The following is a 15,375-nucleotide window of genomic DNA, read 5'->3' on the forward strand; positions in this document are numbered from 1 at the left end:
GTTAAAGCTGGTAAAGCTCTAACGGTAATTCATCGGGATCGGCAAAAAACGTAAATTGCTTCCCGGTGATTTCATCCACTCTTATTTCTTCAACCGAAATGCCTTGTTGTTCTAAATAATGCTTAGATTTTGCAATATCGGCGACTTTAAACGCCAAATGGCGTAGCCCTTGTGCTTCTGGATAGCTTTGTCTCGGTGGCGCTCCAGGAAACGAAAAAAGCTCTATTTGGCTGCCATCAGGAAGTGCTAAATCTAATTTATACGAGTCACGTTCAGCGCGGTATTGTTCGTGAATGATTGGTAGCTTTAATATTTCATTATAAAAATGCTTTGATTTTTCATAGTTGCTACAGATGATTGCAACATGATGTATGCCTAATAGATCCATAAATTAATCCTTTTATGCCCATAAAAAAACGCGGACTAAGCCGCGCTTCTCTATAAATGATAGGGGTATTACTGTGCCGCTTTACATGCTGCAACAGCCGGTGCAACCAGTTCAAGACCTGTTTTATCACACTCAGGTAGAGCTGCATCAGAAACCGCGATAGGTGTTACACGCTCGCCCCATTTAATGTAACTCGCCGCCCAAGTTAAACCAGCACCAAAGGCTGCTGACATAATGTTTGAGTTAGGTTTGATAAGCCCTTGCTCAACCGCTTCACAAATGGCAATCGCAATTGTTGCAGCAGACGTATTACCGTAATCGGCAATGTTCACCATGACTTTTTCGTCAGCTACTTTCAAACGTTGCTGAATAGCTTGGATAATACGTAAATTGGCTTGGTGAGGAACTAATACGTCAATGTCATCAAGCTCTAACTGCGCTTGGTTCAGAACGTCGTCACAAGCTTCGCTCATCCCTTTAACAGCACGTTTGAAGATTTCGCGACCTTCGAATAATAAGTTAGAAGGGCCAATTGGCTCGTACTTATTTAAATCGCTACCGAAGTTTTCGATATGCAGAATGTCGCGATCTTCACTGTCGCAACCTGTTTTAGTGGCAAGTAAACCTGATGGTGTGTCTGAGGCTTCTAATACCACGGCACCAGCACCATCACCGAATAATACAGCACTATCGCGACGTGCCCAGTTGATGTACCACGTCATACGTTCAGCGGCAATAACGACTGCTTTTTTGATCATACCTGCACGAATTTGTGCCGTTGCTGCTTGTAATGCATATAAAAAGCCTGAACATGCAGCGTTTGTGTCCATTGCTGCAGCGCCAACCGCGCCAATGTTTTTTTGCACTAAAGAGGCCGTATTTGCCACCATAGTTGATGGTGTACAAGTCGCAAGAAGTACAAGATCAATGTCTTTACCATCAACACCAGCACAAGCAAGCGCTTGCTTTGCGGCAACGGTCGCTAAATCGGCAGTAGAAACATGGCTGACACGGCGAGATTTGATGCCTGTACGTGTTGTGATCCATTCGTCATTGGTATCAACAATATTGCTAATTTCATCATTGCTGATGCTTGCTGGTGGTATACATTTACCCCAGCCAGTAATTTGGGCATAAGACATAATGTGTTCTCTTTATGTGGTCAGACTTGTTAAATTTTCCCGAAGTTATATCAAAATTCACTTGTTAACACTAGTTCATTGCCGCGCTATGTCGTAAATAATGGCATTTACTCAGTATTTAAGTTAAACCTAGTATAAAAAAGAGGCGATTATGAAAAAAATAAATCTAAAAATAAGCACATTATCGGTACTATCTTTGTTATCTACGTTTGTGGTTAATGCACAAACCACCCTTATTCATGCAGGAAAGGTACTTGTTGGCACTGAACAGAGTGTTAAAGAGCAGCAAACGTTGGTTATTGAAGGTAATAAAATTGCTGCAATAAAAGCAGGCTACTTAACAACACAGCAGTTAGACCTCAGTGATGCAGATGTTATTGATTTAAAAAATCAGATGGTCTTGCCGGGTCTAATTGATATGCACGTTCATGTTACCTTTGAGCGAGATGCAACGCGTAACCCACATCAATGGGTCACTGAATACGAAGCAGATTATGCACTACGTTCTTTAAAATACTTAAAACACACGGTTAATGCGGGTTTTACCTCTGTGCGCGACCTAGGTAGCAGTTATCAAGTTATCTTCCCATTAAAGCGAGCGGTTGAGCGTGGCGACATTGTTGGCCCGCGCATTTTTGCAGCAGGTGATATGATCACACCGACCGGCGACCACGCTGACATGCATGGCTATCGCCGTGATATTACCAAAGCGACAGAGGGTGGGGGATTAGGTGTGTGTGATGGTGCTGACGATTGTACTCGTGCGGTACGCGATGTAATTAAAAGTGGTGCCGATGTGATCAAAATTACGGCAACAGGGGGTGTTTTAAGTAATACAGCGGCCGGGGTTAATCAGCAATTTACTGATGAAGAACTCAGTGCCATTGTTAACACTGCTCATCATTTAGGCCGAAAAGTCACCGCTCATGCTCATGGCACAGAAGGTATAAAAGCAGCTCTCAGAGCGGGTGTTGATTCAATCGAACATGGCTCTTTTTTAGATAAAGACACAGTTAAATTATTTAAAAAGCAAGACGCGTATTTAGTTCCAACCTTACTCGCTGGCGCGACAGTAAAAGAAGAAGTGCTAAATAACCCTAATATGCCAAAAGCTATTGCTGAGAAGGTTGAATTTGTGGCGCCAAAAATGGAAGAGTCGTTTAAATTAGCATTAAAAAACAAGGTTAAAATAGCCTTCGGTACTGATTCTGGCGTATCTAAGCATGGTGATAATGCTAAAGAGTTCGAGTTATTAGTTAAATATGGCATGACACCAAAACAAGCTATTAAATCAGCCACCGTTGAAGCTGCTAAACTATTAGGTCAAAGTGATAACCTCGGTGACTTGAGTGTTGGTAAGCAAGCAGATATTATCAGCGTGAATATGAATGTACTTGATAACATTAGTGAACTTAGTCAGGTTCAGTTTGTTATGAAGGGCGGTAAAGTGCTCAAACAGTAAGGGTTACTATGGGCGGTAAAATTAAAGAGACGTTATTTAATCATTTAATTGATGCTGAGCGGCAGCTACTTGAGCCAGAAGTTCGGCAATCTGCTGAAGCGCTTGATGCATTACTTGATGATGATTTTATTGAAATAGCTGCTGATGGTACGTCTTTTAATAAGTTCCAAGTGTTAACCCGTCTGCCAACTGAGGTAGTACCGCAGTTTTATAATCAACACTTTAAAGGTCGAATGCTCAGTGATGATATTGCACAGCTGAGCTATCAAGCAGCCTTTAGACGTTCTGCGCGGTCAGAGTTTAATTACTCCATTCGTATGTCACTGTGGCGTTTTAATGGTAAACAATGGCAAATGGTGTTTCATCAAGGAACGCCTTGTGCTGTTTTTACAATTTCAATGGACGATGATTAAGTTTTAAAGAGTCCGTTATGCAAACCGATCCGGCGATTAGTCGCCTACTAATTTTAAGAAGCGCCGCAATCGCCGTACAATTTGTCGCTGTTATTGCGGTGTACTTTCTATTTGAATACCAAATCCCCTTACTGCCTTTACTTGCTGTTATTTGTGTTGAAGCAATCTTTCAGCTGTTAAGTATTTTCGCTTATAGAAAAGTAACCAAAGCCAGACCAGCCGCTGTACTGATGCAGCTGACAGCCGATTTACTGTTTTTAACGATTTTGCTTTCATTAAGTGGCGGGGCTACCAATGCATTTGTGTCGTTATTACTGTTACCGATAATGATCGCTGCGGTCTCTGTTAATGCGAAAGGGCTTGCTTATACCGCAGTGCTGGCAATCGCCGCTTATAGCTTTTTACTGATAAATATGCCTGAGCACACCATGCACCAAATGCAGATGACGCATCATTTTATTGGTATGTGGATTAACTTTGTTATTAGCGCCATTGTTATTGCTTTTGTTATTGGTACATTAAACAGTACATTGAGAGCAAGAGAAGCCACCATTGCACGAACTCGTGAGCAACAATTAAGGCATGAGCAATTATTAACGCTTGATGGCGCTGCTGCACAAGTAACGCACCAACTTGCAACGCCTATCGCAAACTTACAGCTGTTATTTGAAGAACTTAAAGAACAACAAGCTGATGACCCCATTGTACAAGAAATGGCTAAGCCATTAGCCCAGTGTAAAGAGCAGCTTGCTCATTTTAGGTCACTTTCAAATGCCTTAAGGACCGGTCAAACACGGCAAGTGATCAGCGCTGAAACACTACAAAGCACCATTCAAGATGCGATGACACTGCATTTTCCGGAGCAAAACTTACAGTGGCTAAATGACGCCCCTGATTGTTCGATTTTAAGTGATGCCATGCTGTTACCGGCTATTTTAAACTTGCTGCAAAACGCCGTATCGGCGAATAACTATAATCAGCAATACTGCGTAGAAGCTAAGTGGCACATAGATCAGCAAACAGTTTCATTGTCGTTACGTGATTTCGGTCAAGGTTTTAGCGAACAACAAATGGCATCATTAGGTGGCCAACTCATGCCAAGTAACAATGGTATGGGGATGGCAGTTATGCTTTCGAATGTGACTTTAGAGCGCTTAAATGGCTCATTAACACTAAGCAATCACCCACAGCAAGGTGCAATTGCGATGGTTAGTTTAAAAATTGTATGAAACTTTTAATTATTGAAGACGATGAAAATCTTGCCAGCACACTGGCAAGGCGTTTTACAAAACAAGGCTTTATATGTTCACTCGCTCATAACGCTGAGCAAGCTTTACAGCATATAACCACTTTTGAGGCGAGCCATTTTCTGGTGGATTTAAAACTCGGGGATGATAACGGTCTTGCGCTAATTAAACCCTTAAGAGAACAATTTCCTTCAGCTCGCATTGTGTTACTCACTGGGTTTGCCAGTATTGCCAGTGCAGTCGAAGCCATACGATTAGGTGCTGACGACTATTTACCAAAACCTGTCGATTTTAATTCACTTTTAAAAACAATCTTGGGAGACACAGAGGTAAACCTATCACTTGAAGAGTCAAAGCCAAACAAAATTATGTCGCCAGAGCGCCTTGAGTGGGAGCATATCCAACATGTTTTGCACAGTAACGATGGTAATATTTCCGAAACTGCGCGCCAACTGAATATGCACAGAAGAACATTACAGCGTAAATTACAGAAAAAACCAGTTCAGCAGTAATGTGATTATTAACGTAAATAAAATAATTAGAAGGCGTAAATCAGTACAGGATTTAATTCTAAATAGGTACAAAATTACGTGTTTTAAATTTGCCGCATCGCTGATCCTTAACTAAAGTCATGTTAAACCTAATCGTTGTATGAGTCTGGTGTATGAATTTTTATCAACTTAACTTTTTCGCAATTTTTTTTGCAGGTCTTGCTTCATTCTTATTGGGAATTGTCTGGTATTCACCTTGGTTATTTAAGCGTATTTGGATGGAGAGCTGTGGTCTAACAGAGTTAGATTTGCAACAAATTAATCCATTTAAAGTTTTTGGTAGCAGTTTAATATTATGCTGTTTGATTCTCATTTAGCTTTTCATTATTTGTTGGGCCCAATGTTGCTGTTGGGGTGGCTGTTGGTACAGGTTTTATAATTGGTTTATGTTGGGTAAGCCTTGCTATAGGCATAGGCTACATATTCGAGCAGCGGCCGTTAAAACTGTTTTTGGTAAATTCAGGTTATGCTATTTTACAATTTTCATTAATTGGCTTGGTTTTGGGTCTCTGGTCATAGCGTGATAGCATGCACTTTTTGAAATAATAAATGGATTAATGGCAAAACCAAATAAAAAAGGGCCAACTAAAACGGTCGATATTTTTTGTTCACAATGTAAAACGCAGTTATTTAAATACCGTAAAGGTGGAAAAGGCGCGTTGGTTAAATGTTTTGTTGAACGGATTAGCCAAGATTTTACCAATGACACCGGTATTTGCCCTGACTGCCAACGCCCATTTGCCCGCCAGACCATGATCCGTGGTACTCCAGCTTTAAAAATAATCGGTGGTAAGGTAACGCATAAGTAGATTAGTATTTACCACATTGTTAGTATGTAATTTACAGGAACTTATTCACGGATGAAGAAGGTATTATTATTTTTCGTATTTATTTTGATTAGTGCCTGTAGTGATAAAAAGGAATATAAAGAAGACTGCATCTCGCGGGTTGAATTTGTTTGGTTAGGTGAAAGCAACAGAGATAAAAACCGAACCATAAAAATTTTCATGAATGCATTCATTTCAGAGTATATCGATATTTACAGTCGCTCCACTCCTCCTAGTTCTGCAGTGCAAGGAGAAGATTCAGAATTTATTTATCTACAATATACAGACTTCTGTGAGGATAAGTATCGAATTACAAAACACTTAACAGATAAGGTTGTTGCTACACATCCAAACTTACCTGAACTACTTATAAGCAATCAAAGGTTTAAGCCAAGTATTAATACTATTGCTGTGGATGGACCTTATTGGATAAATGATCAAGATGCAAAACATTAACTTAGTCAAAGGTTCATTTGTTATTTTTCTTATTGTTTTTTGCATTTTACCCATTTTGACTTCATGTGGAGAGGAAGCATCACATACAAAAATATACACAAATGAATATGTTTTCGTAAGATCTAAAAACCCAAGCGATAACCTATATAAATATGGTGCATTTAAACTTAAACCTTTAGAAAATGAACCTAATGTCGTCCAATTTGATTGGATTACTGTCGAGTCTCCAAGCAGCATACTGAAGATAGAAAGTGACACTACTCATTTAGGCAAATCATCTTTTTTTGTAGCAGATGGGCTAAAGTTTGATGTTTTTTATCTTTCTTTATCTATTGCTGATCAAGACTCTTGGTGGGTGGCTGAAGTGCCAGCGGAGTTTAAAACAATGTATACCACAGAATTTTGTCAATCATCTTTGACAAAGCTAGAGCAAATCAACCATGAAGATCTGAGTATTTGCTTCGAGTAATTTTTTAACTGTAATTAGAATACGGACATTTATCCTCGTTTCTTACTCATGCTCTGATACTATTGACCGGTTTGCTGTTTCAATGAATGAAAACAACCCTCCCCATGGATTGGACCAGTTGTATGGGTATAAACATATGAACAAAATGGACTCACGCACGTGATAGCACTTTTATTTGATATTATTGGCATGACAGGCACATTCTTAGTGGTTGGTGCTTTCTTTTTACTACAACTGAATAAAGCATCGCCAACCGGCCTTGTGTATAACATGATGAACTTAACGGGCGCAATTCTGTTACTGATCAGTCTTTGTTATAACTTTAACCTTGCTAGTTTTGTTATTGAGATTTTCTGGATAGCGGCGTCACTTATTGGATTATATAAGTACATCAAAGCAAAGCGTACTGGAAATGTTGAAACAGCTTAATTAAGCTCGGCTCATTAAAACAGACGTTTTTAGAAACCCATTTACAGTTGAAAATGGGTTTTTTTGTCGCTATTTAAGAAAACTTTATAAACTAAAATTATAAAAACATTGCAAGCTTACCAATCTTTTGTATTAATAGTGTAAACATGGTGTTGCTTTTGCAACACGGGCTATAAGTACAGGTATCGCTTACCGTGGATCTTTTCAGATGTTCAGCACTTTTTACTATTGCAGTTGCCTCAACCTCGCCAGTGGTTGCAAGCGCGACTGAAGAGCAAGACTTATTTTCTTTAAGTTTTGAAGACTTACTTAATGTTCAAGTCGATTTAGCAAGTAAAACCAACGAAACTTTGTCATCAGTCCCTTCTACAATAAGTGTTTTTAGTCGTAAGCAAATTCAAGCATTAGGGGTTGATAACGCCTACGAAGTGATGAATTTTGTGCCTGGTATGCAATCAACTCGAGGTGATTGGGTAGGGGCGGTGCCTAAAGATTATGCTCGGGGCGTTTATCTAGATAGCGGTAATGTTTTAGTGATGATAAATGGTGAGCGAATAAATGAATCATCATTTGGTAAGGCTTCTGTTTATTTGCCTTACATACCTGTGGAAGTTATCGAAAAAATAGAGTTTATTCGCGGCCCTGGGTCAGCACTTTATGGCAGTAATGCATTTTTAGGTGTTATGAACATTGTTACGTCTAAAGAGCGAAATGCACTGCAATTTGTAGTTGGTAACAATGGCCGATACGGCGCAACAGGTCAGTTCAACAGGATATTTAGTGACAATACACGTATTTTTGCAAATTTCGCTTATGAACAAAAGGACGGTGAAAGCTATCCGCAGGGGGTCAAAGATCCACTTGAGGCAATTTATCTAGACGCAGGTATTGATTATAAAAAACTGCAATTACGTGCCCGTTACAATGAAACATCTCTTGATGAATTTTTAAACCTCGCTGGATATTCTAAGCAAAACCAACATAACAGTGATAACACCTTTGTGGGAATTAAATACAACTGGATCAATAACGATAAGTTAAAGCTAGATTCTAGTTACTCATTCACAAAGCATAATATTTCAAGTGCAGGGTTAATCGCTACATTTGACGATATTCCAGACTTTCTCGTTGGGTCCTGCGTGGCAAACAACTGACAGTAAATTCGAAACTGAGCTAAGTTATCAATTCGATAACCAATGGCAGCTTGCTGCGGGAATTGAATACTCAGAGGCTAAGCAAACTGAAGCAGGAGTTCGCACGTCTTATTATGATTTCGATTCAGAGCAAATAATTATCGACCCTGCCTTTGAACAGCAAGGGATCGTGTCTGTGATGGACTTTCCTGAGTTTTCGTCACTTAAGTTTACATTCGAAACCATGAGTGCTTATGGGCAGCTAAAAATACCATACTCAGATGCACTTACTTTATTTATTGGCGCACGCTATGACGATGTGAAGGACATCGACAGTAAACTTTCTCCACGTCTTGCGGGTGTCTATAAAATAAATTCAGAGCATACTGTTAAGCTGCAATATGGTGAATCGTTTAGAACACCGGTTACCAATGAGCTGTTTTCAAATGATGATGTGACAATAGGTAACCCATCGCTTCGCTCTGAGTCGATAAAAACAACTGAACTTGTTTGGCATTATAAAACCTCAGAGTTACAAGCTAATGCAGTGCTTTTTTATAATGAACTTAATGATTTTATAAATATTGAGCCAACATTATCAGATGATGCATTGTTTACCTTTACGAACTCATTCAACACCCAAAACAGTGGTATCGAGCTTGATAGCACTTGGCAATCAAGTAAAGATTTTTCGATTACAGGCACTTATACGCAATACTTTGAAGATCCAATCAATGCGAGCTTTAAGCGCTTTGCAAGCATAATCAGTAGTTATAACTTATCTGATTCATGGCAGGTGAGCTTAAACTTATTGTGGCGCGATACAGTTGAAGTAAGCTCAGATACAGGTGCTCACTTTAAACAATCTGCTTACAGCTTATTGGGTGGCAGTTTAAAATGGCAGTTAAACAACAACAGCCAACTAATGCTAAAAGCAGAAAATTTGTTAGGAAAAAAATACAACGCATTTGATCCTCGCATTGACGATGGCGCAGTCGCTGGTACAACTGAGGAATTATCGTTACACTACCAATTCAATTTCTAGTTGTCCTGTTCGTAAGGTTTGAATGTCGTCATTAAGTAAAAAATTTATTGCAGCAGGTGTATTGCTAATAATGCTGTTAATATTAGTTTTTTATCTCGGTAGAAGCCATGATTACGAACAAGCTCAGCATCAAAGTCAAACACAAGCTACTCAGCTAAGCCATTATATCGCAAGTGAATTAGCACGATTTAAAACCATTCCTAGCTTAGTAAGTGCCAATGATTTGGTAAAATCATTTATTGTCGAAAAAGGTGCTGGTGGAGATGCGGTCAATGATTATCTTGAAGATATTCAACGAGCGAGTGGGGCTTCAGATGTTTACGTAATGGATTTGTCAGGCACTGTTTTAGCAAGTAGTAACTGGCAAGTTGACTATACTTTCTTAGGAAGTAATTTTGCTTTTCGGCCGTATTTTTATTTAGCCAAACAAGGTGAAAAAGTTGCTTATTTTGCTTTGGGTATGCGCTCTAGTGAGCGAGGCTTTTATTTTTCTGAGCCGTTATTTTATCAAGGCGAGGTGGTTGCGGTAGTGGCACTAAAAGTTAATGCCAAAAAATTTGAACAAGACCGCCAGCTACTCAATGCATCAGACACTTCACATTTCTACATTGCTCTTGAAGACAACGTTATTGTTATGTCTGATGTAGCTGATTGGCGTTTAAAGTCACTTAAGCCCCTTGATAATGAACAAATGGCTGCATTAGTTAAATCGCGCCGATATCTGTCACATAAACCCACTTTACTGCCCTATACCCATAAACCTCTAAATGAACAAACCATACTGCAAAAAGTTTTATTAAACGGTAAGCAATCGCGCTTTATTAGTGCTGTTGAAAGCATTGATATCATTAACGCCAAAGCGAGTGTGTTGGTGGATGTGACGAATGTCGAGCTTGCACAAATCCCTAGGCTTCTTTGGTTTAGTGTGTTTTATGCTATTGCGGTAGTACTTATTCATACGGCAATGGTACGTTTTGCTGGTTATAAAAAGCTATTGTTTTCTAGGCACAGTCTTGAGCAAGAGGTTATAGAACGTACTCAGGCTCTTGAAAAGGCTCAAAAAGCGCTGATCCAAACAGCTAAACTTGCAACTATTGGTCAGTTAAGTGCAGGCATTAACCATGAAATCAATCAGCCATTAAGTGCCATGAATACCTACTTAGTGAGTGCAAAAAGGTTGCTTATCAAAGGAAATATTGAGCAAGCCAGCGAAAATTTAGTCCTGGTGCAGTCGTTAATAGAGCGTGTACACAAAATTGTTGCACAGCTAAAGCATTTTAGTAAACCGGCACAAACTCAACTGAGACAGCAAAGCTTAGCGAGTATGTTAAAAAATGCCTTAATGATTGCAAGCGCACAGTTAAAACAAGACGATATCGAAGTTAAAGCCGCAGATATTGATGCAAACATAACAGTATGGGTCGACAGCGTTAAGTTTGAGCAAGTCTTGGTTAACGTGATCACTAATGCCAGCCAAGCAATGAGTGAATCTGACAAACGCGAACTGAGCTTTGAACTTGAACTGTTTGACGACCGAGTAAAGCTATCAATTCTCGATACTGACCGGGTATTGATCAACATGCATTAGGTAATATCTTTGAGCCATTTTATAGCACTAAAACCAGCAATGGTTTAGGCCTTGGCTTGTCTATTTCAAGGCAAATAATCGACTCATTTAATGGCCGCCTAACGGCCCATAACCGCCCTAAGGGCGGAGCACAATTTATTATAACTTTACAAACTAACAAGGAAACATCATGAGTGAAGTTGCAGCGACCTGTGATCAGGTAATCGTTATCGATGACGAAGCGGTGATCCGTGATTCATTGAAGCAGCTCCTTGAGATTGAAGGTTATCAAGTTCAGTGTTTTAGTGAGCCTACAGCGGCACTTTCAAAATTAAGTCGTCGCTTCGAAGGTATTGTACTAAGCGACATAAACATGCCAAAAATGGATGGCTTGGCATTTTTAGAGCAAGTTAAAGCCTTTGATAGCGAGCTACCGGTTATTTTTCTTACCGGCTTTGCTGATGTATCTGTGGCCGTTAAAGCCATGCAGCTTGGTGCTTATGATCTATTTGAAAAGCCGCTAACTGAGCAGTTATTAGATTGTATTGCTCGTGCTTCAGAAAAACGTGCGTTAGTAATGGAAAACCGCGCCTTAAAAATTGCTGTTGAAAAAACGTCTGCGCCCGGTGTGCGTATTTTGGGTGAAACCGAACAAATGCAACAAATGATGCATTTACTTAATGCAGTAATCGATACGCCAGCAGATGTGCTAATAGAAGGTGAAACAGGCACGGGTAAAGAGTTAGTTGCTCGCTATTTACACGATCAAAGTAATCGTTCAGCGGCTAATTTTGTTGCTATAAACTGCGGCGCAATACCTGAGCAACTTATTGAAAGTGAGCTTTTCGGTGCAGCCAGTGGTGCATACACAGGGGCGACACAATCTCGTCAAGGTAAGTTTGAATTTGCCAAAGGCGGCACTGTCTTTTTAGATGAAATAGAGTCTACGCCTGCGAGTTTACAAGTAAAGTTGTTGAGGGTGCTTGAAGAGCGCAAAGTAACCCCTGTAGGTGACAACCACGCCATTGATTTAGATGTACGTATAGTTGCTGCTACCAAAGTAGACTTAATGACACTAGTCGAAGCAGGGGAGTTTAGAGCCGATTTATATTACCGCCTAAATTTAGTAAAAGTGAGTATTCCGGCATTACGTGACAGAAAAGCTGATATTCCACTGCTTTTTAAACACTTCAGCTCGATAGCGGCGACACGTTTTCATAAGCCGCCTGCGCCATTGAGTAGTGAAGCTAAACAACGACTCCTTGCGTATGATTGACCGGGAAATGTGCGAGAGCTTAGAAATCAGGCTGAACGTGCGGTATTGCTAGGTTCTGATCTTGCGTTTGCTTCTTACAGCGACACAAATAATCAAAATGAACTTGCTCAAGATTTAAGTCTTGCTGAGAAAATTAGCTTTTATGAGCAGTCACTTATCGAAGAAGCGCTAGAGCGAAACAACGGCAACATAAAAGACACCATGGTCACATTACAAATTGCCCGTAAAACCCTTTACGACAAGATGACCAAATACGGTATTAATCGCGAAATGTTTAAAGACTAAACAAACCTCTCACATTAAACTCTTCACAATGGGTGGAACAAGTGACAGCATATTTTTATAAATGTGTGGAAATCCACCCATAAAAGCCAGCCTCTTTTACGCCAAAAAAGTTAATTCACTGTTATTTAACAGCTTTTTTAAAATTAACTAAGTTGGCAACCAACTTGCCTTATTAGTTAGGAACAACAATTTGAACCTAATAAGGGGCGCATAATGACAACAATATTCACTCATACAAAAACACGCGTAGCAGCGGCTGTGATTTTAGCGAGCACAGCTGGCTCAGCAATGGCAGCAGACTACGCGGTATACGGTAAAGCAGAAATTCAAATAGCAAACACAGATACAGGCGCTATGCGCTATGTTGATGAAGGTACGCAAATCGAAGCACCTTTTTCGCGCATTGGTATTAAAGGTAGTCACAAATTAACAGAGTCACTTAAAGCAGTATTCAAATACGAAGTACAAGTAAAAGGCTTTGAACATGATGATACCAGTGAGCCATTTTCAGCTCGTAATACTTACTTAGGCCTTGCAGGCGATTTTGGTGAAGTGGTTGTCGGTCGTAACGACACGCGTTTTAAATACTCAGAAGGTAAAGTAGACGGTTTTAACGAAACCCAAGCAGATATTGCACAGCTGATCCCGGGTCAAGATCGTATCGGCGATACCATTACTTACAGCTCAAAAACATACGGTGGCGCATCACTTGCACTAACTTATGCTCCAAAAGATGACAGCAGCAACGATGAAGATGGTTTTGCGGCAACGGTTATTTATGGTGACCGTGCATTAAAATCTAAAGACTACTATGTCGCTATCAGCCATGTTGATGCACTTAACAAGTTGACGGCAAGCCGTGTTGTTGCCGCATGGAAACTTGAAAACCTACAGTTAGCGGGTTTATTCCAGCGCAGTGAATCTACCGACGGTACGAAAGAAGGCAATGGCTATGCACTTAGCGCAAGCTATGCAATCGATAAATGGGTACCTAAACTGCAATACGTTAAAGACGACTCAAAGATTCGCCATGCTGAAGAAGGTAAACAATGGACAGCAGGTGTTGACTATGTGTTCGATAAACAAACCACTGCTTACTTATTCTATACTGATTTGGATTTAGAACTTGAATCAGATAACAGCGTTGCACTTGGCCTTAAATACAAGTTCTAAGGAGTCGGTATGTCATTAGTAAATCAAACAAAAGATGGCTCACAGCCACGCCCATTAATGAGCACAGTGATGTTACTGCTATATCCATTAGTGATGTTATTAACTTGCTTAATTGATCCACCAGCGGGTATGAGTGTATCTGCATTACGTACTGCAGGCCTTGCATTTTGGATGGCTTCTTGGTGGGTAAGCGAAGTTGTGCCAATTCCTGCTACGTCTTTATTGCCACTGGTTATATCACCTCTTGCTGGCATTGCAGCAATCAAAGGGGTCGCGTCACCTTATGCACACCCTTTGATCTTTTTATTCTTAGGCGGCTTTTTGATCTCAATCGCGATGGAGCGTTGGGGTTTACACAAGCGTATTGCACTTAATACCATGCTTCGTGCTGGTACTAAGCCAAGCCTACAAATTTTAGCCATGATGTTAGTAACGGCATTTCTATCAATGTGGATGTCAAATACAGCGACTGCTGTGATGATGTTACCGATTGCAATGTCGATTACTATGTTAGTTAAACAGTCTAACCCAGATAATGACCAATTTGGTAAAGCATTGTTATTATCAATTGCCTATGGTGCTAGTATCGGTGGTATCGCAACCTTAATCGGTACGCCACCAAACGCATTAATGGCTGCATACCTATCAGATAGCTACAAGATTGATATTGGCTTTGCTGAGTGGATGAAAGTAGGTGTACCGCTTGCGACAGTTATGCTTATTTTATGCTGGGTGTGGTTAACTAAGTTTGCCTATAAAGTAGATACACAATGTGCAAAAAGTGCAAGCAAAGACACTAAATCTTTATTCTTGTCACAGTTACAAGAGTTAGGAGCTATGCAGCGCGCTGAAAAAGGCGTAGCTGTTGTATTTGCTTTAGCTGCAGTATGCTGGATTTTTAGACCTATGATTGCTGATTTCTCTGGCCTTAAAATTTCTGATACCGGCATAGCGATTGCTGCAGCATTGATGTTATTTGTGTTACCAGCAAATAAAGGCGATGGTGAGCGAATCCTTGATTGGGAAAGTGCAGCTAAAGTGCCGTGGGGCGTGTTGCTACTATTCGGTGGCGGTTTAACACTAGCTGCGCAAATCAAGTCGTCTGGCCTTGCTGAATATATTGCCCATATGATCGAGGGCGCAAGCGCTATTCCGTTAGTTTTAAGTGTTCTAGCGGTAACGGCTCTTATTACATTCTTAACAGAAATAACCAGTAACACAGCCACAGCTGCAGGTTTCTTACCACTATTAGGCCCAGTTGCTGAGTCAGTATTTGGTACACCGCTTGTATGGGTCATTCCTGCTGCAATTGCATGTAGCTGTGCGTTTATGATGCCAGTCGCGACACCACCAAACGCGATTGTGTTTGGATCAGGGCAAATTCAAATGCGCGATATGATCCGTTCTGGGTTCGCACTTAACTTAATAGCTATTGCCATGATCACCTTAGTAACAATGACTGTAGCAGCGAGTGTATTTGCTTTTTAAATGTAAAAATTAATGAATACAGAA

General features: G+C 40.2%; 18 protein-coding genes and 1 pseudogene. 17 read left to right on the plus strand and 2 right to left on the minus strand.

The window, feature by feature from the left end:
- Position 1: 1 nt before the first annotated feature.
- Complete coding sequence (gene gloA2, locus ACRWSG_RS21390) at positions 2 to 388, minus strand: SMU1112c/YaeR family gloxylase I-like metalloprotein (protein WP_462167478.1); 387 nt, start codon at positions 386 to 388, stop codon at positions 2 to 4.
- 68 nt (positions 389 to 456) lie between these two features.
- Positions 457 to 1,530, minus strand: a complete 1,074-nt coding sequence (locus ACRWSG_RS21395) for a ketoacyl-ACP synthase III (protein ID WP_166340915.1) — start codon at positions 1,528 to 1,530, stop codon at positions 457 to 459.
- 151 nt (positions 1,531 to 1,681) lie between these two features.
- On the opposite strand from ACRWSG_RS21395, the gene ACRWSG_RS21400 reads away from it, so the two are divergent.
- From ACRWSG_RS21400 to ACRWSG_RS21480, 17 genes and pseudogenes are all read left to right on the plus strand, one after another.
- Entirely contained in the window at positions 1,682 to 2,992 is a 1,311-nt protein-coding gene (locus ACRWSG_RS21400; RefSeq protein ID WP_462167479.1) for a metal-dependent hydrolase family protein, read from the plus strand.
- Positions 2,993 to 3,000: 8 nt separating this feature from the next.
- Positions 3,001 to 3,405: a nuclear transport factor 2 family protein gene (locus ACRWSG_RS21405; protein WP_054552122.1), complete on the plus strand. Its 405-nt coding sequence runs from the start codon at positions 3,001 to 3,003 to the stop codon at positions 3,403 to 3,405.
- 17 nt (positions 3,406 to 3,422) lie between these two features.
- Positions 3,423 to 4,634: a sensor histidine kinase gene (locus ACRWSG_RS21410; RefSeq protein WP_371351667.1), complete on the plus strand. Its 1,212-nt coding sequence runs from the start codon at positions 3,423 to 3,425 to the stop codon at positions 4,632 to 4,634.
- Positions 4,631 to 5,164 (plus strand): response regulator transcription factor, encoded by a 534-nt coding sequence (locus tag ACRWSG_RS21415; protein ID WP_371351668.1) that lies wholly within the window; start codon positions 4,631 to 4,633, stop codon positions 5,162 to 5,164. Before ACRWSG_RS21410 ends, ACRWSG_RS21415 begins: the two co-directional genes overlap by 4 nt.
- 152 nt (positions 5,165 to 5,316) lie before the next feature.
- Positions 5,317 to 5,520: a DUF1761 domain-containing protein gene (locus tag ACRWSG_RS21420; protein ID WP_462167480.1), complete on the plus strand. Its 204-nt coding sequence runs from the start codon at positions 5,317 to 5,319 to the stop codon at positions 5,518 to 5,520.
- A gap of 37 nt (positions 5,521 to 5,557) precedes the next feature.
- Positions 5,558 to 5,722 carry a DUF1761 domain-containing protein gene (locus ACRWSG_RS21425; RefSeq protein WP_462167481.1) on the plus strand — a complete coding sequence of 55 codons (165 nt, stop codon included), beginning with the start codon at positions 5,558 to 5,560 and terminating at the stop codon, positions 5,720 to 5,722.
- Between the two features lie 38 nt (positions 5,723 to 5,760).
- Entirely contained in the window at positions 5,761 to 6,012 is a 252-nt protein-coding gene (locus ACRWSG_RS21430) for a hypothetical protein (protein ID WP_054552126.1), read from the plus strand.
- Between the two features lie 51 nt (positions 6,013 to 6,063).
- Positions 6,064 to 6,486 carry a hypothetical protein gene (locus ACRWSG_RS21435; protein ID WP_371351669.1) on the plus strand — a complete coding sequence of 141 codons (423 nt, stop codon included), beginning with the start codon at positions 6,064 to 6,066 and terminating at the stop codon, positions 6,484 to 6,486.
- Complete coding sequence (locus ACRWSG_RS21440; RefSeq protein ID WP_371351670.1) at positions 6,473 to 6,955, plus strand: hypothetical protein; 483 nt, start codon at positions 6,473 to 6,475, stop codon at positions 6,953 to 6,955. The genes ACRWSG_RS21435 and ACRWSG_RS21440 overlap by 14 nt, the downstream gene beginning before the upstream one ends.
- A gap of 159 nt (positions 6,956 to 7,114) precedes the next feature.
- Entirely contained in the window at positions 7,115 to 7,384 is a 270-nt protein-coding gene (locus tag ACRWSG_RS21445) for a CBU_0592 family membrane protein (RefSeq protein WP_054552127.1), read from the plus strand.
- Between the two features lie 194 nt (positions 7,385 to 7,578).
- Positions 7,579 to 8,538, plus strand: coding sequence for a TonB-dependent receptor plug domain-containing protein (locus ACRWSG_RS21450; protein WP_462167482.1), 960 nt, complete (start codon positions 7,579 to 7,581; stop codon positions 8,536 to 8,538).
- On the plus strand, positions 8,489 to 9,562 hold the full coding sequence (locus ACRWSG_RS21455; RefSeq protein ID WP_462167483.1) for a TonB-dependent receptor plug domain-containing protein: 1,074 nt from the start codon (positions 8,489 to 8,491) through the stop codon (positions 9,560 to 9,562). The genes ACRWSG_RS21450 and ACRWSG_RS21455 overlap by 50 nt, the downstream gene beginning before the upstream one ends.
- 22 nt (positions 9,563 to 9,584) lie before the next feature.
- The gene (locus ACRWSG_RS21460; RefSeq protein WP_462167484.1) at positions 9,585 to 11,150 is read left to right on the plus strand and encodes a sensor histidine kinase; all 1,566 of its coding nucleotides are present in this window, start codon (positions 9,585 to 9,587) and stop codon (positions 11,148 to 11,150) included.
- 5 nt (positions 11,151 to 11,155) lie between these two features.
- The gene (locus tag ACRWSG_RS21465) at positions 11,156 to 11,323 is read left to right on the plus strand and encodes an ATP-binding protein (protein WP_462167556.1); all 168 of its coding nucleotides are present in this window, start codon (positions 11,156 to 11,158) and stop codon (positions 11,321 to 11,323) included.
- Positions 11,320 to 12,690 (plus strand): annotated as a pseudogene (locus ACRWSG_RS21470) (sigma-54-dependent transcriptional regulator). The gene ACRWSG_RS21465 and the pseudogene ACRWSG_RS21470 overlap by 4 nt, the downstream one beginning before the upstream one ends.
- A gap of 213 nt (positions 12,691 to 12,903) precedes the next feature.
- A complete protein-coding gene (locus ACRWSG_RS21475; protein ID WP_462167485.1) occupies positions 12,904 to 13,863 on the plus strand; it encodes a porin in 960 nt (319 codons plus the stop codon).
- A 57-nt stretch (positions 13,864 to 13,920) separates the two neighbouring features.
- Positions 13,921 to 15,351, plus strand: a complete 1,431-nt coding sequence (locus ACRWSG_RS21480) for an SLC13 family permease (RefSeq protein WP_462167557.1) — start codon at positions 13,921 to 13,923, stop codon at positions 15,349 to 15,351.
- Positions 15,352 to 15,375: the final 24 nt, after the last annotated feature.

This window comes from Pseudoalteromonas sp. GB43 (genome assembly GCF_054923805.1).

Bases quoted from the DNA above. Each gene is read 5' to 3' on its own strand.
- ACRWSG_RS21410 (WP_371351667.1), top strand. From the start codon at position 3,423: ATGCAAACCGATCCGGCGATTAGTCGCCTACTAATTTTAAGAAGCGCC.
- ACRWSG_RS21395 (WP_166340915.1), bottom strand. From the start codon at position 1,530: ATGTCTTATGCCCAAATTACTGGCTGGGGTAAATGTATACCACCAGCA.
- ACRWSG_RS21435 (WP_371351669.1), top strand. From the start codon at position 6,064: ATGAAGAAGGTATTATTATTTTTCGTATTTATTTTGATTAGTGCCTGT.
- ACRWSG_RS21460 (WP_462167484.1), top strand. From the start codon at position 9,585: ATGTCGTCATTAAGTAAAAAATTTATTGCAGCAGGTGTATTGCTAATA.
- ACRWSG_RS21440 (WP_371351670.1), top strand. From the start codon at position 6,473: ATGCAAAACATTAACTTAGTCAAAGGTTCATTTGTTATTTTTCTTATT.
- ACRWSG_RS21405 (WP_054552122.1), top strand. From the start codon at position 3,001: ATGGGCGGTAAAATTAAAGAGACGTTATTTAATCATTTAATTGATGCT.
- ACRWSG_RS21420 (WP_462167480.1), top strand. From the start codon at position 5,317: ATGAATTTTTATCAACTTAACTTTTTCGCAATTTTTTTTGCAGGTCTT.
- ACRWSG_RS21475 (WP_462167485.1), top strand. From the start codon at position 12,904: ATGACAACAATATTCACTCATACAAAAACACGCGTAGCAGCGGCTGTG.
- ACRWSG_RS21480 (WP_462167557.1), top strand. From the start codon at position 13,921: ATGAGCACAGTGATGTTACTGCTATATCCATTAGTGATGTTATTAACT.
- gloA2 (WP_462167478.1), bottom strand. From the start codon at position 388: ATGGATCTATTAGGCATACATCATGTTGCAATCATCTGTAGCAACTAT.
- ACRWSG_RS21400 (WP_462167479.1), top strand. From the start codon at position 1,682: ATGAAAAAAATAAATCTAAAAATAAGCACATTATCGGTACTATCTTTG.
- ACRWSG_RS21430 (WP_054552126.1), top strand. From the start codon at position 5,761: ATGGCAAAACCAAATAAAAAAGGGCCAACTAAAACGGTCGATATTTTT.
- ACRWSG_RS21415 (WP_371351668.1), top strand. From the start codon at position 4,631: ATGAAACTTTTAATTATTGAAGACGATGAAAATCTTGCCAGCACACTG.